The sequence below is a fragment of the Virgibacillus carmonensis genome, assembly GCF_057836705.1.
Genome location: NZ_JBYQFJ010000003.1, coordinates 212,262 through 231,881, shown reverse-complemented (window position 1 = coordinate 231,881; position 19,620 = coordinate 212,262). Strand labels below are relative to the sequence as shown.

Sequence of the window (19,620 nt, the reverse complement as noted above, 5' to 3'; positions counted from 1 at the left end):
TTACATCCCCCCTGATTTCTTTACTAAATTAGTTAGTGTTTCACCTATTTGATGTAAATGCACAATATGATTAACTGTATTTGTCTTGACCGCCGCCTTTGGCATTCCGTAAACAATTGAGGATTCTTCTTTTTCAGCAATAACAATTGATCTTGGATCTTTCTCTTTTAAATAGGTAAGCCCTTTTGAACCGTCATTTCCCATTCCTGTTAAGATGACAGCAATTTTATTTATATTTGGAACATTAGCTAATGATTCAACTAATACATCCACAGATGGTCTGTGACCATTTCGCTCAGATTCTTGTGATAGTTCAATGGCAAATGAGGTTCCCATTTTTCTAATTTTTATGTGAAAATTACCAGGTGCTATGTAAACCGTTGATTGTTGAATAATTTCACCGTGAGATGCTTCTTTTATATGTAGTTTTGTCAATGTATTTAGACGTTCAGCAAGCGATTTCGTAAAGCCAGCTGGCATGTGTTGCACAATCACAATGGGTATTGTAAAGTCATCGGGTAAGTCTGTCAAAACACGTTGCAACGCTCTGGGTCCACCTGTAGAGGTTCCAATTGTAATAAGCGACTGGGCATGAACCTTAGTAAAAATTTGATCAACTATTGAGTTACGTTTAACCACATTCGTTGGACCCGTTGATACATTCGCATTTGATGCTGTAATTATCTTCCTTATTAGTTCTTTTTTTACTTTTTCAATGTCAAGAGAGATGGATCCTGATGGCTTTTGTACAAAATCCACCGCACCATTCGATATCGCCTGAATGGTATGAAGAGAACCTTCTGTTGTCATGCTTGAAAGCATAATAACTGGAAGAGGATTAGAATCCATAATATGCCGTAAAGTAGTAATACCGTTCATAACGGGCATTTCCACATCTAAAGTCACTACATCAGGAGACAGTTCTTTTATTTTTTTTAGGCCATCCTCACCATTTCTAGCAGTTCCTAATACCTCTATCCGCCCATCACTCGATAAAAAATCAGCTATCAGTTTTCGCATGAAGGCAGAATCATCTATTATTAAAACACGAATCAGAGACATGCCATTCACCTCTCAACCAGTAATCGCTTCAACCTTTGAACGAATGAACTGGTCTCTTTTTTGTTTGTTGTATTTGCGTTTTGCAAATAATTTACTACAATTTGTTTGATTGCTTTTGAAATAGCGGCGTTTTCATTTAGAATGCTGTATGGTATTTGCCTTATTACTGCAGTTGAAACGATACGATCATCTGGCAGGATACCCATTTGGTGAGTTTCAATAGTTAGAAACCGGGAAATAACACGTTGAAATCGCTCTAGTGCTTTTTTACCAACTTTATAGGTTAACGAACGATTCATTACCACGTATATCGGCATTTTTCCATGATTGTTTACAATATGTTTAATCATGCCATATGCATCAGTTATGGATGTAGGCTCAGGTGTAGTAATAACGATGCACTCATCTGAAGCCACTATGAAAAATAAACTTTCCTTCGAGGCACCTGCCCCCATGTCAAAAATAATATAATCATACATCTTGACTAATTCATTGTACTGTTCCAGAAAATAATCTTTTTTATCATCGTCCAATGTAAAGAAATTAGAAAGACCATTTCCAGCTGCGATAAAGGCAAGATTATTAGGTCCGTGTTCAATAATTTCATGAATCTTTAACTGTTGGTCAAACATATCTACAATAGTTTTTTTTGCATTTAATCCTAGCAAAATATCAATATTACCCATTCCGACATCCAAATCCACTAACAGCACTTTTTTACCTGTTCCTAAAAGTTCCAGTGAAAAATTTATTGCAAAGTTGGACTTCCCTACTCCCCCTTTTCCACTAACAATAGAAACTGTTTTAGCTTGCCTTGGGTCTTTGGAATACTGAAGTTTGCGTCGCAAATTCATAGCTTGATCATTCATCACGGTATGCACCCACTATATATTCACTAATTTTCACAGGTGAGGGTTTAACTAAATCATCAGGTACATCTTGACCATTTGTCATGTAGGCAACTCCAATTTGGTTATGGAGTGCTATGTTAAGCATGCTACCATATTGTCTTGTCTCATCGATTTTAGTAAAAATGAACGCTTTTATTGGAATATGTTGAAATTGTTCACTGATTTTCTGTAAATCATTTGGTTTTGCTGTCAGTGATAAAACAAGATACGTTTCAATTTCGTCATTAAAATCAATGCTTTGTTTCAATTCATGTACATATTTCGAGTCTCGAAAATTACGTCCCGCAGTATCAACAAGTATCAAATCATAACTTGTAAACTTCTTAACAGCTTCTTTATAGTCTTTAATATCATAAGCAACCTCTATAGGCACATCCAATATTTTGGCATATGTTTTTAATTGATCAATGGCAGCAATTCGATACGTGTCTGCAGTGATAAAAGCGACTTTTTTTTGATCGTTCAATACACTGTCAGCAGCAACCTTGGCAATTGTAGTTGTTTTCCCTACCCCTGTCGGTCCAACGAAATGAATGATTTTCTTGTTGTATGTTATCCCCTCAAATGAAAGAATAGAAAGTTGATTTGTGATTTCCTTCATTGTATCCTGAAAAATAACATGCTGTTCTGGTTCGCTACCATTATTATTTGCGTGTTGATCGATGACTGTCTGGACTACTTTAGATGCCAATGATTCAAAAACTTCCTGGTCAATTAAGTGTTGATAAACTAGATTATATTGTGAAGTAAAGTTTGTTTTAACTAGTTGGTTTTGTACTTCGAGTAATTTCTTTAATTGCTTAATTTCACTTAGTACATTTTTATCTTTTGCTGATTGATCGATTTGAATTTTTTTGCGTGAACTTCTATCAGATGATTCATTATTTACTACCGGTTTAGGTTTCGTCGGTTGTGGGTCAAGTGCAGCGATTACTTCAATATTTCTTTTTTTAAATAACCCAAAAAAGCTACCATTCCTTACCTCTTTTGAATTTAAAATGACCGCATCTGCGCCGAGTTCTTTACGAATTTGATGCATTGCCTCAGGCATTGTTGCCGCTACATATTTCTTTACTTTCATGCTACGTTCACCACTCCTACACTTTGAACTTGAACGGTTGGTTCTAGCTCGTTGTATGATAATACAACGACTTGCGGTAAAAATCGTTCAACTAATTGCTTCATATACATCCGGATCGCAGGGGAACATAACAAAATGGCTGTATCCTCTTGCAATGCTATTCTCTCTACCTCTTCATTTACTGTTTTAATGATTAATTGCTGTGATTCTGGATCCAATGATAAATAGTTACCATGTTCTGTTTGTTGAATATTCTCTGCTATCATTTTTTCAACAGCTGCTGAAACGGTAATAACTTTTAATGACATATCATCTGTTGCATATTGTCTTGTGATTTGCGGTGATAATGATTGTCTAGCGTATTCAGCCAGTAGTTCCGTATCATTGGTCATTTTCGCAAAATCCGCTAATGTTTCAAAAATTATTGGTAGATTACGAATAGAAACATTTTCTTTCAATAGTTTTGCTAATACTTTTTGTACGTCTCCAAACGAGAGCGGCTCTGGGGTTACTTCGTCTGCTAATATTGGATAGTTTTCTTTCAAATGATCAATTAATTGCTTTGTTTCCTGACGACCTAATAAAATATGTGCATGCTTTTTAATTACTTCCGTGATATGTGTAGAGACTACAGAAGGCGGATCGACTACAGTAAACCCAGACAATTCTGCCTCATCTTTTACTTCCTCGCTAATCCACTTAGCGGGTAGCCCAAATGCAGGCTCATTTGTATCTATCCCCTCTAGGCTATCGTCATTTATTCCGGGTGTCATTGCCAAATAGTGATCTAGTAAAAGCTCACCAAAGGCGACCTCATTACCTTTAATTTTTAATCGGTATTCATTCGGATTTAGTTGGATATTATCGCGAATGCGCACTACTGGTATGACAATACCTAACTCGATAGCTAGCTGGCGGCGGATCATGATAACCCTGTCAAGCAGATCACCACCCTGACTGGCATCTACCAACGGAATGAGTGCGTACCCAAATTCAAATTCTATTGGATCCATATTTAATAGACTTACCACGTTTTCAGGTGACTTCATCGCAGAGCTTTCTGATTGTTCCTCTTCTTCTGCATCAGGTTCCTCCACTTTTTCATCTTGTTTTAGAAGCAAATAACCACTAAGTACTAATAACCCAGCTAATGTAGTTGTTAATAAAAAGTTAATCGGGGTTAAACCAAGTAAAAAAATTGCTCCAGCTGCAATGAAAAGTAGTTTAGGATATTGCAATAATTGTCCAGAAACATCACTACCTAAATTGCCCTTTGATGAGGCACGTGTCACAATTATACCAGTAGCTGTTGCAATTAATAATGCCGGAATTTGACTTACCAATCCATCACCAACAGTTAAACGCATAAATGTATTCAACGCTTCTGGAAAAGACATCCCCATTTGAACCATACCAATAATCAGTCCAAATACAATGTTAATAAGTACAATTATAATTCCTGCGATTGCGTCTCCCTTAACGAATTTACTCGCTCCATCCATTGCTCCGTGGAAATCTGCTTCTCTTTCTACTTTTTCACGTCGTTCCTTTGCCTGTTGTTCCGAAATTAGGCCGGCGTTTAAGTCAGCGTCAATGCTCATTTGTTTCCCAGGCATTGCATCTAAGGAAAATCTAGCACCAACTTCAGATACACGTTCAGCACCTTTTGTAATCACCAAGAATTGGATAATAACTAAGATAATAAACACAACAAAACCAACCAATGGGTTATCTCCAATTACGAATGATCCAAACGTTTCTACTACTCCCCCTGCCTCACCATCGGAAAGAATAGATCTAGTCGTCGATACGTTTAACGCTAAACGAAATAAGGTTAATAACAATAATAATGACGGGAAAATAGAAAATTGTAATGCATCTTGTGTATTCATAGATACTAAGATAACAATGAGTGCCAGAATAATATTACACAAAATAAGTATGCTTAATAGCCATCCAGGTAGTGGGACGACTAACATTGCAATGATTAAAATTACGCCTAATAATACCGATAAATCTCTTGCTTTCATATATGTAACCCCTTTTGCTAGGCTGTTTTCTAAAAGATTATTGTTTTTTGGCACAAAGTCTATAAACTGCGACGTAACTATAAATCATGTTTGTTTCCCTACGACCGCTGCGGAAAAACACTACGCTTTCCGCGGGCTCGCGATGAGCCTCCTCGATCGCAAAGACCGCTCACTGCGGGGTCTCATCGTCTTCGCTGTTCCCGCAGGAGTCTCCGTGTTTTTCCTTCGCTAGCGTGGGGTCCAATAATGCAACGGTCGTAATCACTTTATTGATTAGAGCATGTTTTCCGCTATTTTGGCAGTTGTTTGGAGCGGAGGACCGTTGACTCCTGCGGGAACAGCACGAGTCTGAAGACCCCGCAGCGGTGGTCTTCCGCGAGGAGGCTGAAGCCGTGCCCGCGGAAAGCAACGGTCCGCAGCGGAAAATAACCAGCAGTCACTTCGCATTGTATTTCCGGAGCGGTATGTTATGTCGCATTTTATATCAACTTCGGTGGTATGAACAACAAACTATACGAAAACAGCCTAACTAAAAGAGCCTTTTTGCTAAACCTTTTTCTCTAATCGATAAACATATGCTAATACTTCCGCAACCGCTTGATAATACTCCTCAGGAATACTATTACCGATTTCTATCGCGCCATAGAGCGCGCGTGCCAATTGTCTGTTTTCAATCGTCATAACGTCACTACTCTTAGCAATTTCTTTGATTCGAAGTGCAGTGTGATCTGCACCTTTAGCTACTACAAAAGGTGCACTAGCCTTACTTTCATCATATTTTATAGCTATTGCATAATGAGTTGGATTTGTAATGACTACATCAGCAGTTGGGACCTCGCTCATCATCCGTCTAGCTGCCATTTGGCGTTGCTTTTCCTTGATTTTCGACTTTATTAATGGATCGCCTTCTATATTTTTATATTCATCCTTTATATCGTTCTTTGACATTTTAATACTTTTCTCAAAATCGAACTTTTGATAGGCATAGTCAAAAACCGCGATAAATAATAGTGTGAAAGCTGCTGTAACACCCATTATTATTGTACTGTTTCCAAAAAAGGCTAAAGCACTTTCTACAGTTTTAAATGAAAGCATCATCATTTCGTCTTTAAATGCCCAAATCACCCAAAATGTTATAACACCAATGAACACAATCTTTACTAATGATTTCGCCAGTTCTACTAAAGCGCGTGCGGAAAAAATTCTCTTTGCACCCTGGATAGGATCCATCTTTTTCAAATCTATTTTCAACGGCTCTGTTGTAAATAAAAACCCAATTTGAGTAAAGTTAGCTGCTAAGCCAGCAACAATAGCGATTCCCATAATAGGAGCAATAATTTTTGCCATTTCGATTGTTCCCTCTACAAAAATTTGGTGTACACTGCTCTCCGTGAGATCCCATTGAATATATTCAGTAAAAGCAGTTTTGTATAACGCAGTCATACTCGTTCCCATGCTATCGCCAAAAACAAATAAAATTAAAAAGCAAAAAAATAATAGAAATGCAGTGTTGATATCCTGACTTTTTGCTACTTGTCCTTTTTTTCTGGAATCTTGCCTTTTCTTGGGAGTTGCCTTTTCCGTCTTTTCACCTGCAAAAAATTGAAGATTCAATTTTAATTGCATGTTAAGCACCTCCCATTAGCCGCATTAAACCATGCATTGCATCAAAAGTTGTCTCAAATAAGCTTTTCACTAAAACCATATATAAACTTAAAAAAAATAAAATTGCGATAAAACTTACTAATATTTTTAGAGGCAATCCGACAACAAACACGTTTAGTTGTGGAACAGTTCTTGCAATAATCCCAAGTGCAACATCAACTAAAAATAAACAACCTACTATCGGAATTGCCATTTGAAATGCAATTAGAAACATCTTATTAAAAGTTTCAATAATAAAATTAACGAGTGATTCATTCTGAAAAGGTACATAAGCGTCTATTGGAATCAAATTATAACTATAAAAGATTCCATCTATTAACAAATGGTGTCCGTTTACCGATAATAAAAACAATAGAGCAATAATATAAAAGTATTGTCCAGTTAAAGGGCTTTGTGCTCCTGTTTGCGGATCAATGACGTTTGCAATTGCAAACCCCATTTGAAAATCAATCAACCCGCCGGCAATTTGAATTGCTGACAATATAATATAAGCAAGGAGGCCAATAAACAATCCGATAATTGCTTCCTTGGCAAGCAAAAGTATAAACGTTCCATCAATCGGAATAAGAGGTGAATCGACTGTATAAAACATAATAAACGCTAGAAAAAAACTAAACCCTATTTTAAAGTGAGTTGGTATGGTTTTATAGGAAAACAGTGGTAATGCAACAAAAAAGGCTGTTACTCGAACAAATATTAGTAAAAAAGCGGGAATACTTGCAAGATTAATAATATCTAGCATAATCTACCCGACAAACTGATTTAAGTTTTGAAATAAATCAGCTGTAAACTCAACCATTTTCGTTAACATCCAAGGTCCAAAAAATATCAAACCAACAAAAACAGCCACAATTTTCGGAATAAATGCAAGTGTTTGTTCTTGTATTTGAGTTGTTGCTTGAAAGATACTTACCAACAATCCAATCGCCAGTGCTAATATTAGCAATGGACCGGATACAAGTAATATCGTATAAATGCCTTTTTCTGCTAGTGTTAAGACAAACTCACTACTCATTAAAGTCTACCCCTTAAAGAACACATGATATTCATTAAAATCCCTCTAATAATGAATGGGTTATGAGATACCAGCCATCCACTAATACAAATAGTAATATTTTAAATGGCAGCGAGATCATGACTGGTGGTAACATCATCATCCCCATCGACATTAGAACACTTGCGACAGCCATATCAATAATTAAAAATGGTACGAAAATCATAAAACCCATTTGAAAGGCAGTTTTCAGTTCGCTAATTGCATATGCAGGTACAAGTGTAGTCATCGGTATATCCTGCACTGTTTCAGGCTTTTCCATTTCTGCATAATTCATGAACAATGCTAAGTCCTTTTGTCTCGTATGAGCTGCCATAAAGTCTTTCATTGGTGCACTTGCACGATCATAAGCCTCATCTAAGGATATTTCTTCATTGAAAAGTGGCTGAAGTGCTTCCTCATTAACCTCATTAAATGTTGGTGCCATAATAAAAAATGTTAAAAACAAAGCAAGTCCAATAAGCACCTGATTCGGAGGCATGGACTGTGTTGCGAGTGATGTTCGAACAAAGGATAATACAATAATAATACGTGTGAAACTAGTCATTAAAATCAATATACTCGGAGCAAGAGATAGAACGGTTAATAATAATAACAATTTCACCGATGTTGCAACAGATGCTGGATCTGAGTCAGAAAACATATTTATAAATTCATTCATGCTTATCACCTTTTCGTTTATGGTGATTAATCATTTTTTTTCGACCACTTTTTAACTTATCAAGCTCTGTTATGAAAAGGTTTTTAAATTCCTTTTTCGTTTGCCTGGTTGAATTAACACTTTTCTTTTGCTGAAATAAAGACGTGATGAGTGAACCAGGTTGGAACTCGTTCGTTTGATTTATATGTAATAATTCTTCTTTTTCATCCTCACTTGTAATTTCGTGTAACAATTCAACATTATCACCAACACCGACAACATAGAGTTTGCTTCCGATACGAATAATTTGTATCGACTTATTTTGTCCAACTGAAATTCCGCCGATATTTTCTAACGCCTTTACTTGTTGAAATATTTTATTTCGTTTATTCAAAAATTTTAACAATAAATAAATAAGTGCTAATACAAGAAGTAAAGCAAAAACCATTTTTATTAAATCAAATACTATTGATCCATTTTCGTCTTCACTAGCACCTATATTTGCTCCACCAGAATCTTCATTTTCCAACTCACCACAATTCATATTTCCGTCTATACATTCCTTAGCATTTGGTGCCGCAGCCAAAGCCTCTGACATTAAAACTGAACTTGAAAAGCATATTATTAAACAGATACAAATACTTATTTTTTTCAACAACATATTCACTCGCTTCTTAACTTAAAGCCTTTTGTATTGCTTCTATTACCCGGTCGGCTTGGAATGGTTTAACGATAAAATCCTTCGCTCCAGCCTGTATAGCATCAATCACCATAGCTTGTTGTCCCATTGCAGAACACATTATTATTTTAGCTTGAGGATTTGCCTCTTTTATTTTTTTTAATGAAGTAATTCCATCCATTTCAGGCATTGTAATGTCCATTGTTACTAAATCTGGTTTTAAATCATTATATTTTTCAATGGCCTCTGCGCCATCTTGTGCTTCACCTACTACCTCAAAGCCATTCTTACTTAAAATATCTTTTATCATCATACGCATGAATGCTGCATCATCTACGATTAGAATACGTTGTCCCATTATGTTTTCCCCCATTAGTTTTCTATTTAAGTTTCATAAGCCTTTCTGACTGACTTATGATGTCTGTTAAGCGAACCCCGAAGTTCTCATCAATTACAACTACCTCACCTTTTGCGATTAATTTTTCATTAACGAATATGTCCACTGGCTCACCAGCTAACTTATCTAATTCAATAATTGATCCTGATGATAAATCCAATATATCTTTAATTGTTCTTTTTGTACGTCCAAGTTCTACGGTAACCTTTAATGGAATATCCAAAAGTAAATCAAGGTTTCGTTGGTTGTTTTCACTGAGTCCAACTTGGTCAAATGTTGAGAATGTGGCTTGGTGTACATTATTTGGGGATTGGTTAACATTTTCACCTAAATATTGCTGTTTAGACTGTGGAATCTCTTCCCGACCCTTATGATTTTGCTCCGTACTGCCTTGTTTTTCTATCTGTTCTAAAGCAGCAGACTGCGGTTCGTTTGTTTCTTCTTGTGCATTTTTCATTAACTCATCAACTAGTTGATTTGCAAAAGGGATTGGGATTAATTGCATAATATTTGAATCAATTAATGTTCCTACCTTTAGTTGAAAGGAAACTTTGACAAAAACGTTATCGTTTCCATCTAGTTCACCATCCACGTTGGTTTCACCATTCTGTTGTTTGATAATTGGTGGTGAGATATCGACTTTCTTTTTAAAGATCGTCGACATACTAGTTGCAGCGGCGCCCATCATCTGGTTCATGGCTTCTTGTACAGCGCTAATATGGATATCATTTAATTCTTCTGATGGATTCGTTCCATCTCCTCCAAGCATGATATCAGAAATGATAGATGCGTCTTCCGATTTAATAACGAAAACGTTTTGACCAATAAATCCTTCTACATATTTCACCTCAACACTAACGTGGTTAAAGGTAAATTCACTAGTTAGATCTTCTTGCCTGATTACAGAGACTTGAGGTGTTGTAATCTCAACCTTTTGATTTAATAACGTAGAAAGTGTGGTTGCAGAACTTCCAAACGAAATATTACCAATTTCACCAAGTGTGTCTTCTTCTATGCTAGTTAAGTAATTCGAGATCTCGATATCCTGTATAGGGCTTTCAATCTCGTCGTCATCTGACCCTACTTTTAAAAGTGCATCTATTTCATCTTGGGAAAGCATGCCATCATTCATTATCCCTGTTTCCCCCTTCAATTTCTTCTAATACTTGTACTGAAATTTTATTTTTTAATTTACCGGGCTGGACATAAAACTTAGGTTCATTATTGATTTCTAAAGTTAATGGATCGTCAATAGACTGGTTTAAACCAATGATGTCGTTTCTTTGTAGGTTCAAAAATTGATTGATGCTAATCGTTGTTTCACCTAATAATGTTTTCGCTTCTACCTTTGCCAGTTTAATATTTTCTGTAAGCTTGCTATAAGTTTCTGGATCTCTATTTTTTGTTGTCGTTTGCATCCAATAGTGAACAGATAACTTCGGAATAATTGGTTCAAGCACAATGTGCGGGATACAAATATTAATCAAACCACTTGCTTCTCCGATTGTAGTGTTTAACGATACAATAATAACTGTTTCATTAGGAGAAACCATTTGTAAAAACTGCGGATTCACCTCAAAGTCTTCCAAGACTGGATCAATTTCTATTAACGATGCCCATGCTTCCTGCAAATTAACAACAGCCTTTTCAAAGAGTTGTGACATCAACAACGTTTCAATTTCGGTTAAGTTGTCTACCTTATTTACACTGTTCCCTTTTCCCCCTAAGACTCTATCCAACATGCCATACGCAATGTTTGGATTCACCTCCATAAGAATACGACCTTCTAAAGGTGCAACACTAAATATATTTAAAACGGTCATCTTAGGTACAGAACGAATAAATTCTTCATATGGGATTTGATCAACGGATGCAACAGATATATTTACATAAGTTCTTAATTGTGCTGAAAAGAATGTCGTTAATAACCGGGCATAATTTTCGTGAATCCTAGATATACTTCTAACCTGGTCTTTAGAGAAGCGTAACGCCCTTTTAAAATCATAGACTCGAACTTTCTTCTCTTTTTCTTCTTTTTTTAATTCATCAGCATCCATTTCACCAGTTGAAATAGCCGATAACAATGCATCAATCTCGTTTTGTGATAGTACTTCTTCCACGTAAAACCCTCACCTCCATAATGGAGTAATTATAGTTATTGTAAAATCTTACTAATTGTATAGACATTGGTAATCTTTCCATCTGTCATTACTTCGTTAACTTTCAGTTGTAAAACATCCTCTAAATTACCAAGTCCAGATTTGAAATCCTCAGCACTCATTTTTGATAATTCCTTTATAAGGATATTTTTAAGTTGAAATTCTCTTTTCGCTATTTCTTCTTTTGCATCTTTACTATCTGTTACTATTTGGAACTGAATACGTACAAAGCTTCCATCCTCTAGGTCTGTGGTTATTTCAGATGTTTGATAGGAGTGTTCGACAATTTCATCTATCGATTGAGCATCACCGTTTTTATCGTCTCCAGACACATTTAAGACAACAACTAATGCAATTACTCCACCAAGCAATAAAATGATTAATGAAGTAACCATTGTTTTAACTAATCTGCTACCCATTTGCATCACCTATCCCTTTTACACATTCCCTGATTCCAAGTTTACGATAAAAACTTGAAACTAAGCTTGCAACCTCTTTTTCCGGCTCTTTTACTACCATCTTCTTACCATTAATTAAGGTGATCGTTGTATCTGGATGCGATTGTATTTGTTCAATCATAATAGCATTTAATGTAAACACATCATTGTTTAACCTGGTTAATTGAATCATAATATGGTGGGGGGATGTGCCTGTAGATATATACAGCGCAACATCCCCTACCTCCTCATCTATCGTTTTAGATTTACAAGTTCCTGTAATATTTCATCAGATGTAGTAATAATTCTCGTGTTTGCCTGGAATCCTCGTTGTGCGGTAATCATTTCGGTGAACTCCTCGGCTAAGTCGACATTAGACATTTCTAGTGAACCACTAATGACGGATGCAGCGCCATCCGCTTCAGGTACTGCCAATCCCGTAAAACCAGCGTTTTCCGAATTTAAAAAGAGGTTACTACCAGCTTTTTGTAGTCCAGCAGGGTTTGAGAAACTTGCTATTCCAATCTGCCCCTCTGTTTGAGTCTCACCGGCAGCATCTATATAAGTTACCGTTCCATTTGTCTGGATACTAAAGCTTTGTGCAGAATCAGGAATAGTTAATGGTGAATTCCCATCAGCTCCCACTAAATAATATCCATCTGCATTCACAATACTGCCCTCATTGTCTAAGTAGAAATTACCGGCACGTGTATACAAAGTTTCACCATTTGCCTCCAGTGCGAACATTCCATCTCCCTCTAATGCTAAATCTAGAGGATTGTTTGTCGTTTGACGAAATCCTTGTGTATGAATATTGTCAATTGATCCTAATTGTGATCCCAAACCGATTTGTGCTGCGTTTATACCACCACGTGCAGCGGTTGGACCCTGAGCACCAGACGACATTTGACTCATCATGTCTTGGAACGTTACTCTTCCTTTTTTAAATCCTACTGTATTTACGTTTGCAATATTGTTACCAATAACATCTAATTTCGCTTGAAACCCCTTCATCCCCGAAATCCCTGCATACATTGAACGTAACATATTCATTCATCCCTTCATTGGTAGTGTAGTAAGCTGTATCATTCAGTCAACAGCTTCTGTGGCCTCCCAGTACCTGAGTCCAGCCTATTCGTTAATCAAAATTGTTCCATTTATATTCGTGAAAATTTTGTTTGTTGCCTCTTCTCGGTTCATTGCTGTTACGACTGTATGGTTTTTTGTACTAACCAGTAGAGCTGCATTATTGGTTACAACAAGTGAATCAGTAATCCCTTTGTTTCTCGCTTCCACCATTTTTTCTGTTATTGTCTGCCATTGCTTATCATTAATCGTAATGTTTCTTTCCTGTAATCGTTCTTTTGCATGTTTGCTAACCTTAACCGTCTGTGCATCAACTAACATGTCTTTAAAATTAATTGATGTAGATTGTTGTTTAGATAAGGGTTTGTTTACATTCGGAAATTGCAAGGATTGTGACTGTGTCTGATGGATGCGATGATCCATATTTATTCACTTCCTTCTGTTTTATCTGGCCCCTCTACCTTAACTTCATTTGCATCACCAAGATTGGCATTCGGATCACTAATTTGTAAAATAGCATCAGCAAAAATTTTTTTTCCATTTTCTAACTCGAGAATTGCCCATCCTTCTTGCTGACTTACTGCTATAACATTACTTGATTCAATACCTAATTTTTCACCGGTTTCTTCCTCATAATTTTGATAAGAAACTTCTTTACCAATCATATGACTATATTTAATTACCGGGGAAACCAACTGACTTTGCACCAAAGTGTCAATCGATTGGGTCATATTCATCATTTGTTCTAACGATGAAAATGAAGCCATTTGAGAAATGAATTCCCGATCGTCCATTGGATTTGTCGGGTCCTGATTTTGCAACTGAGTCATTAAAATCTGTAAAAATTCTTCCTTGCCAAGTTCAGGACTTGGTTGTCTTGAATTTGTTTGGTTTTGTAAATAATACGATGGATCGATTTTAGTCATATCTACCACCTACACTTTCTCATTCATTAAAATTTCATGAAAGGATTTTTCAAAATCATCGTTTGGTTGTTTCTGTTCATCTTGATGGGAGTGTTCAGGTTGACTTTGATCGTCTTTATTCATGGATTCTTGATCTTTGTCATGTTGCATATTTTGCGTCTGTGTATTAATATCTTGCTTTTCAATCACAACCTGTTGCGGTGAAAACAGGTGTTTAAGTTGATGCATGTTCGACTCTAACATGTCTTGAGCAGCGGCAGATGCCACAATAATTTTAACTGTCATCTCACCATTGATCTGGGTTAGTTTAACCATCATTTCCCCTAGATTAGCTGGACGTAGCGCAATCGATAGTTGAGTTGTACCATTGTTCAACGCACGAAAATTGCTTGTATTCATCACTTCTTGAAACTTATCTACCAACTGTTTTCCTGTGCTTTGTGTATTTTGTGATTGTTTTAAGTGAATAACATATTGTTCCACCCTGGATATCGCCATTGATGAAGGGGCAACTTGATTAACTGAAACAGGTTCAGAAATACTATGCTGCACCAGAGCTTTATCAATCCATTTTGCTACATCAGAATTTGTTACCTTTGCATTTGTGTTATATTGCTGTGATGTCACAAATTGATTCCTTTTTTGGTATGCATTTACTAATTCCCGCCATACAGCATCGACCTTTGTCCCACTTAGATTAAATTGCTTCCCTACTAGCACAGTACTTTCTTTAATACCAGCCAACTTTTTCTCTAGACCCGTCCATTGCTCTAAAAGACCTTGGATCTCTGAAGCAATCTTAGCAATGTTGCTCTGATTTATGATACCCGATAATAATGATTCAGCTTTCTTTCCTAATTCAACAAGTTGTTGTTCGATTTCTTTTATATTGATTGGAATAACCGTTGTACTTATGCTTGGTACAATTACTTGAGTTTCCATTTGAAATTGTTTACTGTCAGCCTTAGTTATATTGTCCAGAATAACTTTCAACTGCTGAAGTTTGTCTGCACTTAAATTCATTCCTTCAAGCGTATGGTCTACATCTTCTGGTTCTTTAAGTACCGCGTCAAGCTTATCTTTTAATTCATCTGGTAGGTCAGCAAATAAACTCTTTACCAAATCGTTTGGACTTTGTGCTTTTAGTTGATTACCTGTGTTTCCTGCAGATGTGTTAGGTTGCTTTTCATTCAGTAATAATCCTTTAAATACATTTACTAATTCACCTGGTATCTTTTCACGTGATATAGGTGCTCGTAATTGTAGTTGAATAGGCATAGGCATTCCGGTTATATTTATTTTTTCCACCCCCTTTCAAGTGTTGAAAGTTATTCAGCACTATTCAGATAAGCCTTTGTGTATTGTGCAGCTATTTCCGGTTCCATTTCTTCAAAAATTCCTGCACGCACATCCTCTGGTACACCTTTTAATATTGCAATTACCATATCCTCTTCTAAGCTTTGTAGGATAAGTGCGGTTTGTTCTGTATCCATCTGTTCAAAAGATGCAATCATCGATTTTAATTGATTATCTTCTTTAACTTCAACCGGAGTCGCTAGGTTTTTTTCATCATTCGACTCCGTTTCTTCAGCATTTTCCAACTTAACAATTTCTTGTTCTAGCTGATCCACCGTCTCTTCCAAGTTTGTTACATTTGTTTTTAGTACACCAATTTCCTCGTCCTTGTCAGCGATTTTATCCTTAAAGGACAATTCTGTACGCTGTTCGCTCTTTTCTTCATCTGTTGATATTACAGATGAAATAACCGGAATATTATTGCCAGTACTTTTTGCCCAATCCATTACATTAAATCCAGCTACTGTAAAAATAATCATAACAATTGTTATTGCCACGATTAACGGAACAACAATAGCAAACAAAAACCAAAGGATAGGATTTGATTTTGTTTTTGATTGCTTTTCGGAGTTTTTAGCCATGTTATTCACCTATTTTTTTGATTTAAGTATTGCTGAACAGATAGTTCATCCATAAATATTTTTTCGTTTTTTTGCATTTGTTCTGCTTGTTCCTGTTTACGATACGTAATTATTTTTTCGAACTTCTTCACCTCAACATGTGCATCTGTGAGTTTAACTTGCTTTGCTTCCATTTCTGTTCTGGCAGTCTGGACTTCTCGTTGCAGTTGTAAAATTTGTTTGTTTAAATTTTCAATGTATGTAATTTGCTCTCTTATTTTGTCTATAGGTATTGTGTTTTGTAGATAATCTTCCTGGATCTCTTCGGCAGTTTCTTTCTTTTTGAGTAATGTATATAGTCGGGTTGCAACACCCTCAAAATATTCGATTGATTGACGATAATTTTTTTGTGCATCATGTTTTTCTCTTTCTCTTACATTAAGTATTTTTGATAATGCTACTATTTCAGCCATTAACCAATGCCTCCTGAAAGCAGAATCTGCATACGCTTAATAGATTCGTGTAAAGATAAGTACTCCAATGTACCTTGTTTTAAATATCCTCGGATCTTTGGATGAAATGCAATAGCCCGGTCAATCTCATGATCTGTACCACGTTTATATGCACCAATTTGAATTAATTCACTATTTTCTTCATAGGTTGCTAGCAGTGATCTAATTTGTTGAGCTGTTTCAAGATGCTCTTTAGTAGCTATTTGCGTCATTACTCGACTAATAGATTTTAATACATTGATCGCTGGAAATTGTCCCTGTTCTGCCAATCTTCTATCAAGCACAAAATGACCATCGAGAATACCTCTTACCGTGTCAGCTATCGGTTCATTCATGTCATCGCCATCTACTAAAACAGTATAAAAAGCAGTAATCGTCCCGTTAACACTCGTGCCAGTTCTTTCCAATAATTTTGGAAGCATAGCAAATACCGATGGAGTATAGCCTTTTGTTGTGGGTGGTTCTCCTGTTGCTAAACCGACTTCCCGTTGAGCCATTGCAACTCGGGTTACAGAATCCATCATCAAATTGACTTGATAACCTAGATCTCTAAAATATTCACTTATTGCCGTCGCTGTATAAGCGCCTTTTATTCGCATAAGTGCAGGTTGGTCAGATGTTGCTACTATTACAATAGATTTTTTTAAACCTTCTTCACCTAGGTCTTTTTCTATAAATTCCCTTACCTCTCTACCGCGTTCTCCGATTAAAGCAATCACATTAATATCTGCACCACTATTTCTGGCAATCATACCAAGTAGTGTACTTTTACCAACACCACTTCCAGCAAATATACCGATTCGTTGCCCTTTTCCTACAGTCAATAAAGAGTCAATTGCTTTCACGCCAACTTGGAAAGGTTCGGTGATTCTCGGTCTTGACAATGGATTTGGTGGTGATTGTTCGGTTGTAAAGTTAGATAACCCTTTTGGTAAGTTAGATTCATCTAATGGTTTACCTATTGAATCGACTACTTTTCCGATCAACCCTCGTCCAATTTTAATCGTTAATGGTTTACCAGTTGATTCAACTAAACAACCGGGACCAAGTTCAGTTAAGGCTGAATATGGCATAAGAATAATCTTTTCATTGTTAAAACCTACAACTTCAGCAAGGATAGGCTTATTATTTGATGCGGAACTATGAATATAGCAAACCTCGCCTATATTAGCTTCTGGGCCACGGGACTCTATCATTAATCCGACTACACGCAATACCTTGCCAAATCGTTTATATATATTTGCTTGTTCAATTGCCTCTATATATTGCTCAATCTTCATTGTTTATTCTCCAGATTCACTTCATGCAAAAGAGCACGTAGTTGTTTAAGCTGCGTATCAATGCTTGCATCAATTCGCCCAAAAGGATGTTCAATCAGACAATTATTAATTTCCATACCATCTTTTACATAAATTGATAGCTTTGAATCTGATTCGAGTAATTTATTTAGCTCATCTTTTTGGCTTAATACTATTTGATAATTATCTGGATGTACGTATATAGATATGCTCGATTGCTCCTTGATGTCGTTTATGGCTGCTTTCACAATGTGAATAAATAGTTCAGGCTTATCTTCAAGTTTGCTATGTATAATTTTTTCAGCAGACCGGATTGCTAGCTTTAATATAACTTCCTCACTACTCTCCAAAAGTGCATGATAGTCTTTTTTAGCAGAATCAACTATATCATTTGTTTTATTTAATAATTCATTGTAATGATTTATACTCTCTTCTTTACCAGAAGCAAATCCCTCTTTATATCCTAATTCCTTTGTTTCTTTTATAAGTTGTTGCTTCTCTTCTTCCCAATTTCCCTTTTCAAGCTCAACCGTTTTTTGTGTATTCATAAGTAATGTTTCACTTTGGTGTTTGATCTGATCTATATGGTGGGTTAGTTCTTCCAGCTTGGTTTGTTTGGCAATCAGTTCATCGTCAATAGTCTCAGTATTGGGAAATTCAGTTGGTCTTCTATTAAAAAGCTCAATTGGTCTAATCTTTATTTGTTTTTGTTTTTGCGTATTACGATACGAATGTTGCGAGTTATTACTAGACAATAATATCGTCACCTCCACCACGGGCAATAACAATTTCTCCAATTTCTTCTAGTCGACGGATTACGGCTACAATTCTGGACTGTGCCTCCTCTACATCTCGCAGACGTACTGGACCCATATATTCCATTTCATCTTTAAATGTTTCAGCCATACGTTGTGACATATTTTTAAACACAAGCTCTTTAACTTCATCGCTTGATACTTTAAGGGAAAGTCTTAGATCTTCATTTTCTACTTCACGGATCACGCGTTGTATAGCACGATTGTCTAGAATTACAATGTCTTCAAAAACAAACATTCGTTTTTTAATTTCATCTGCTAACTCTGGGTCCTGTATTTCCAAAGCGTCTAAAATAGTTCTCTCTGTACTGCGGTCCACACCGTTTAGTACTTCAACGACCGATTGAATTCCACCAGTTTGTGTATAATCCTCGGTTAGTGAGGAAGAAATGTTTCGTTCCAGAACTTGCTCAACCTGGCTTATAATTTCAGGTGAAGTGGAATCCATTGTTGCGATACGTTTTGCTATATCTGCTTGCATTTCTTGAGGAAGCGCTGATAATATTTGTCCAGCTTGTTCCGGGTCCAAATAAGATAAAACAAGCGCAATGGTTTGCGGATGCTCACTTTGTATAAAATTTAATACCTGCTGAGGGTCAGCATTTCGGGCGAAATCGAATGGTTTTACTTGGACGGAAGAAGTGAGTCGGTTGATGATGCTTGACGCTTCCTGCTTTCCGAAAGCTTTTTCTAAAACTGTCTTCGCGTAACCAATCCCTCCTTGTGAAATAAAATCTTGAGCAAGGGCAATTTGGTGAAATTGATCTAATACATCTTCTTTTAGTTTCGATTCAACTTTCTTTACTGATGAGATTTCCAGACTTATTTTTTCTATTTCTTCTTCTGACAAATGTTTATACACTTGTGCGGATACATCAGGACCCAGGGATATTAATAAAATTGCTGCTCTTTGCTTCCCTGTTAATGTTGATTTAGTTCGTGTCATATTAAA

Annotated in this window: 23 protein-coding genes; all 23 read right to left on the bottom strand. The window is 36.3% G+C overall.

Annotated elements, in window-relative coordinates:
- Positions 1-1,062 (bottom strand): protein-glutamate methylesterase/protein-glutamine glutaminase, encoded by a 1,062-nt coding sequence (locus tag AC3G7N_RS03840; RefSeq protein ID WP_489420815.1) that lies wholly within the window; start codon positions 1,060-1,062, stop codon positions 1-3.
- Between the two features lie 5 nt (positions 1,063-1,067).
- Positions 1,068-1,931, bottom strand: a complete 864-nt coding sequence (locus AC3G7N_RS03835) for a MinD/ParA family protein (RefSeq protein ID WP_489420814.1) — start codon at positions 1,929-1,931, stop codon at positions 1,068-1,070.
- The gene (gene flhF, locus AC3G7N_RS03830; protein WP_489420813.1) at positions 1,924-3,054 is read right to left on the bottom strand and encodes a flagellar biosynthesis GTPase FlhF; all 1,131 of its coding nucleotides are present in this window, start codon (positions 3,052-3,054) and stop codon (positions 1,924-1,926) included. Before flhF ends, AC3G7N_RS03835 begins: the two co-directional genes overlap by 8 nt.
- Entirely contained in the window at positions 3,051-5,084 is a 2,034-nt protein-coding gene (gene flhA, locus AC3G7N_RS03825; protein ID WP_489420812.1) for a flagellar biosynthesis protein FlhA, read from the bottom strand. Before flhA ends, flhF begins: the two co-directional genes overlap by 4 nt.
- 546 nt (positions 5,085-5,630) lie before the next feature.
- Complete coding sequence (flhB, locus tag AC3G7N_RS03820) at positions 5,631-6,710, bottom strand: flagellar biosynthesis protein FlhB (RefSeq protein WP_489420811.1); 1,080 nt, start codon at positions 6,708-6,710, stop codon at positions 5,631-5,633.
- Position 6,711: 1 nt separating this feature from the next.
- Entirely contained in the window at positions 6,712-7,491 is a 780-nt protein-coding gene (gene fliR / locus AC3G7N_RS03815) for a flagellar biosynthetic protein FliR (RefSeq protein ID WP_489420810.1), read from the bottom strand.
- A 3-nt stretch (positions 7,492-7,494) separates the two neighbouring features.
- A complete protein-coding gene (fliQ, locus tag AC3G7N_RS03810; protein ID WP_089532563.1) occupies positions 7,495-7,764 on the bottom strand; it encodes a flagellar biosynthesis protein FliQ in 270 nt (89 codons plus the stop codon).
- Between the two features lie 34 nt (positions 7,765-7,798).
- Complete coding sequence (gene fliP / locus AC3G7N_RS03805; protein WP_489420809.1) at positions 7,799-8,464, bottom strand: flagellar type III secretion system pore protein FliP; 666 nt, start codon at positions 8,462-8,464, stop codon at positions 7,799-7,801.
- A complete protein-coding gene (gene fliO, locus AC3G7N_RS03800) occupies positions 8,457-9,041 on the bottom strand; it encodes a flagellar biosynthetic protein FliO (RefSeq protein ID WP_489420808.1) in 585 nt (194 codons plus the stop codon). The genes fliP and fliO overlap by 8 nt, the downstream gene beginning before the upstream one ends.
- Before the next feature lie 76 nt (positions 9,042-9,117).
- Positions 9,118-9,480, bottom strand: a complete 363-nt coding sequence (locus AC3G7N_RS03795; RefSeq protein WP_489420807.1) for a response regulator — start codon at positions 9,478-9,480, stop codon at positions 9,118-9,120.
- A gap of 22 nt (positions 9,481-9,502) precedes the next feature.
- Complete coding sequence (fliY, locus tag AC3G7N_RS03790; protein ID WP_489420853.1) at positions 9,503-10,654, bottom strand: flagellar motor switch phosphatase FliY; 1,152 nt, start codon at positions 10,652-10,654, stop codon at positions 9,503-9,505.
- Positions 10,644-11,639: a flagellar motor switch protein FliM gene (gene fliM, locus AC3G7N_RS03785; protein WP_489420806.1), complete on the bottom strand. Its 996-nt coding sequence runs from the start codon at positions 11,637-11,639 to the stop codon at positions 10,644-10,646. Before fliM ends, fliY begins: the two co-directional genes overlap by 11 nt.
- Before the next feature lie 35 nt (positions 11,640-11,674).
- The gene (fliL, locus tag AC3G7N_RS03780; RefSeq protein WP_489420805.1) at positions 11,675-12,097 is read right to left on the bottom strand and encodes a flagellar basal body-associated protein FliL; all 423 of its coding nucleotides are present in this window, start codon (positions 12,095-12,097) and stop codon (positions 11,675-11,677) included.
- The gene (locus tag AC3G7N_RS03775) at positions 12,090-12,308 is read right to left on the bottom strand and encodes a flagellar FlbD family protein (RefSeq protein ID WP_489420804.1); all 219 of its coding nucleotides are present in this window, start codon (positions 12,306-12,308) and stop codon (positions 12,090-12,092) included. Before AC3G7N_RS03775 ends, fliL begins: the two co-directional genes overlap by 8 nt.
- Before the next feature lie 59 nt (positions 12,309-12,367).
- Positions 12,368-13,162, bottom strand: coding sequence for a flagellar basal body rod protein FlgG (gene flgG, locus AC3G7N_RS03770; RefSeq protein WP_489420803.1), 795 nt, complete (start codon positions 13,160-13,162; stop codon positions 12,368-12,370).
- An 84-nt stretch (positions 13,163-13,246) separates the two neighbouring features.
- Complete coding sequence (locus AC3G7N_RS03765; RefSeq protein WP_489420802.1) at positions 13,247-13,624, bottom strand: TIGR02530 family flagellar biosynthesis protein; 378 nt, start codon at positions 13,622-13,624, stop codon at positions 13,247-13,249.
- A 2-nt stretch (positions 13,625-13,626) separates the two neighbouring features.
- Positions 13,627-14,127 carry a flagellar hook assembly protein FlgD gene (gene flgD / locus AC3G7N_RS03760; RefSeq protein ID WP_489420801.1) on the bottom strand — a complete coding sequence of 167 codons (501 nt, stop codon included), beginning with the start codon at positions 14,125-14,127 and terminating at the stop codon, positions 13,627-13,629.
- 9 nt (positions 14,128-14,136) lie between these two features.
- A complete protein-coding gene (locus tag AC3G7N_RS03755; RefSeq protein WP_489420800.1) occupies positions 14,137-15,405 on the bottom strand; it encodes a flagellar hook-length control protein FliK in 1,269 nt (422 codons plus the stop codon).
- Between the two features lie 50 nt (positions 15,406-15,455).
- The gene (locus AC3G7N_RS03750; RefSeq protein ID WP_489420799.1) at positions 15,456-16,064 is read right to left on the bottom strand and encodes a MotE family protein; all 609 of its coding nucleotides are present in this window, start codon (positions 16,062-16,064) and stop codon (positions 15,456-15,458) included.
- Between the two features lie 5 nt (positions 16,065-16,069).
- Complete coding sequence (gene fliJ / locus AC3G7N_RS03745; RefSeq protein WP_489420798.1) at positions 16,070-16,516, bottom strand: flagellar export protein FliJ; 447 nt, start codon at positions 16,514-16,516, stop codon at positions 16,070-16,072.
- Positions 16,516-17,835 (bottom strand): flagellar protein export ATPase FliI, encoded by a 1,320-nt coding sequence (fliI, locus tag AC3G7N_RS03740; RefSeq protein ID WP_489420797.1) that lies wholly within the window; start codon positions 17,833-17,835, stop codon positions 16,516-16,518. The genes fliJ and fliI overlap by 1 nt, the downstream gene beginning before the upstream one ends.
- Positions 17,832-18,608, bottom strand: coding sequence for a flagellar assembly protein FliH (gene fliH / locus AC3G7N_RS03735; RefSeq protein ID WP_489420796.1), 777 nt, complete (start codon positions 18,606-18,608; stop codon positions 17,832-17,834). Before fliH ends, fliI begins: the two co-directional genes overlap by 4 nt.
- Entirely contained in the window at positions 18,601-19,614 is a 1,014-nt protein-coding gene (gene fliG / locus AC3G7N_RS03730) for a flagellar motor switch protein FliG (RefSeq protein ID WP_489420795.1), read from the bottom strand. Before fliG ends, fliH begins: the two co-directional genes overlap by 8 nt.
- Positions 19,615-19,620 lie beyond the last annotated feature (6 nt).

Coding starts and splice junctions, on each gene's coding strand:
- AC3G7N_RS03840 (WP_489420815.1), bottom strand. CDS start 1,062: ATGTCTCTGATTCGTGTTTTAATAATAGATGATTCTGCCTTCATGCGA.
- AC3G7N_RS03835 (WP_489420814.1), bottom strand. CDS start 1,931: ATGAATGATCAAGCTATGAATTTGCGACGCAAACTTCAGTATTCCAAA.
- flhF (WP_489420813.1), bottom strand. CDS start 3,054: ATGAAAGTAAAGAAATATGTAGCGGCAACAATGCCTGAGGCAATGCAT.
- flhA (WP_489420812.1), bottom strand. CDS start 5,084: ATGAAAGCAAGAGATTTATCGGTATTATTAGGCGTAATTTTAATCATT.
- flhB (WP_489420811.1), bottom strand. CDS start 6,710: ATGCAATTAAAATTGAATCTTCAATTTTTTGCAGGTGAAAAGACGGAA.
- fliR (WP_489420810.1), bottom strand. CDS start 7,491: ATGCTAGATATTATTAATCTTGCAAGTATTCCCGCTTTTTTACTAATA.
- fliQ (WP_089532563.1), bottom strand. CDS start 7,764: ATGAGTAGTGAGTTTGTCTTAACACTAGCAGAAAAAGGCATTTATACG.
- fliP (WP_489420809.1), bottom strand. CDS start 8,464: ATGAATGAATTTATAAATATGTTTTCTGACTCAGATCCAGCATCTGTT.
- fliO (WP_489420808.1), bottom strand. CDS start 9,041: ATGTCAGAGGCTTTGGCTGCGGCACCAAATGCTAAGGAATGTATAGAC.
- AC3G7N_RS03795 (WP_489420807.1), bottom strand. CDS start 9,480: ATGGGACAACGTATTCTAATCGTAGATGATGCAGCATTCATGCGTATG.
- fliL (WP_489420805.1), bottom strand. CDS start 12,097: ATGGGTAGCAGATTAGTTAAAACAATGGTTACTTCATTAATCATTTTA.
- AC3G7N_RS03775 (WP_489420804.1), bottom strand. CDS start 12,308: ATGATTCAATTAACCAGGTTAAACAATGATGTGTTTACATTAAATGCT.
- flgG (WP_489420803.1), bottom strand. CDS start 13,162: ATGTTACGTTCAATGTATGCAGGGATTTCGGGGATGAAGGGGTTTCAA.
- AC3G7N_RS03765 (WP_489420802.1), bottom strand. CDS start 13,624: ATGGATCATCGCATCCATCAGACACAGTCACAATCCTTGCAATTTCCG.
- flgD (WP_489420801.1), bottom strand. CDS start 14,127: ATGACTAAAATCGATCCATCGTATTATTTACAAAACCAAACAAATTCA.
- AC3G7N_RS03755 (WP_489420800.1), bottom strand. CDS start 15,405: ATGCCTATTCAACTACAATTACGAGCACCTATATCACGTGAAAAGATA.
- AC3G7N_RS03750 (WP_489420799.1), bottom strand. CDS start 16,064: ATGGCTAAAAACTCCGAAAAGCAATCAAAAACAAAATCAAATCCTATC.
- fliJ (WP_489420798.1), bottom strand. CDS start 16,516: ATGGCTGAAATAGTAGCATTATCAAAAATACTTAATGTAAGAGAAAGA.
- fliI (WP_489420797.1), bottom strand. CDS start 17,835: ATGAAGATTGAGCAATATATAGAGGCAATTGAACAAGCAAATATATAT.
- fliG (WP_489420795.1), bottom strand. CDS start 19,614: ATGACACGAACTAAATCAACATTAACAGGGAAGCAAAGAGCAGCAATT.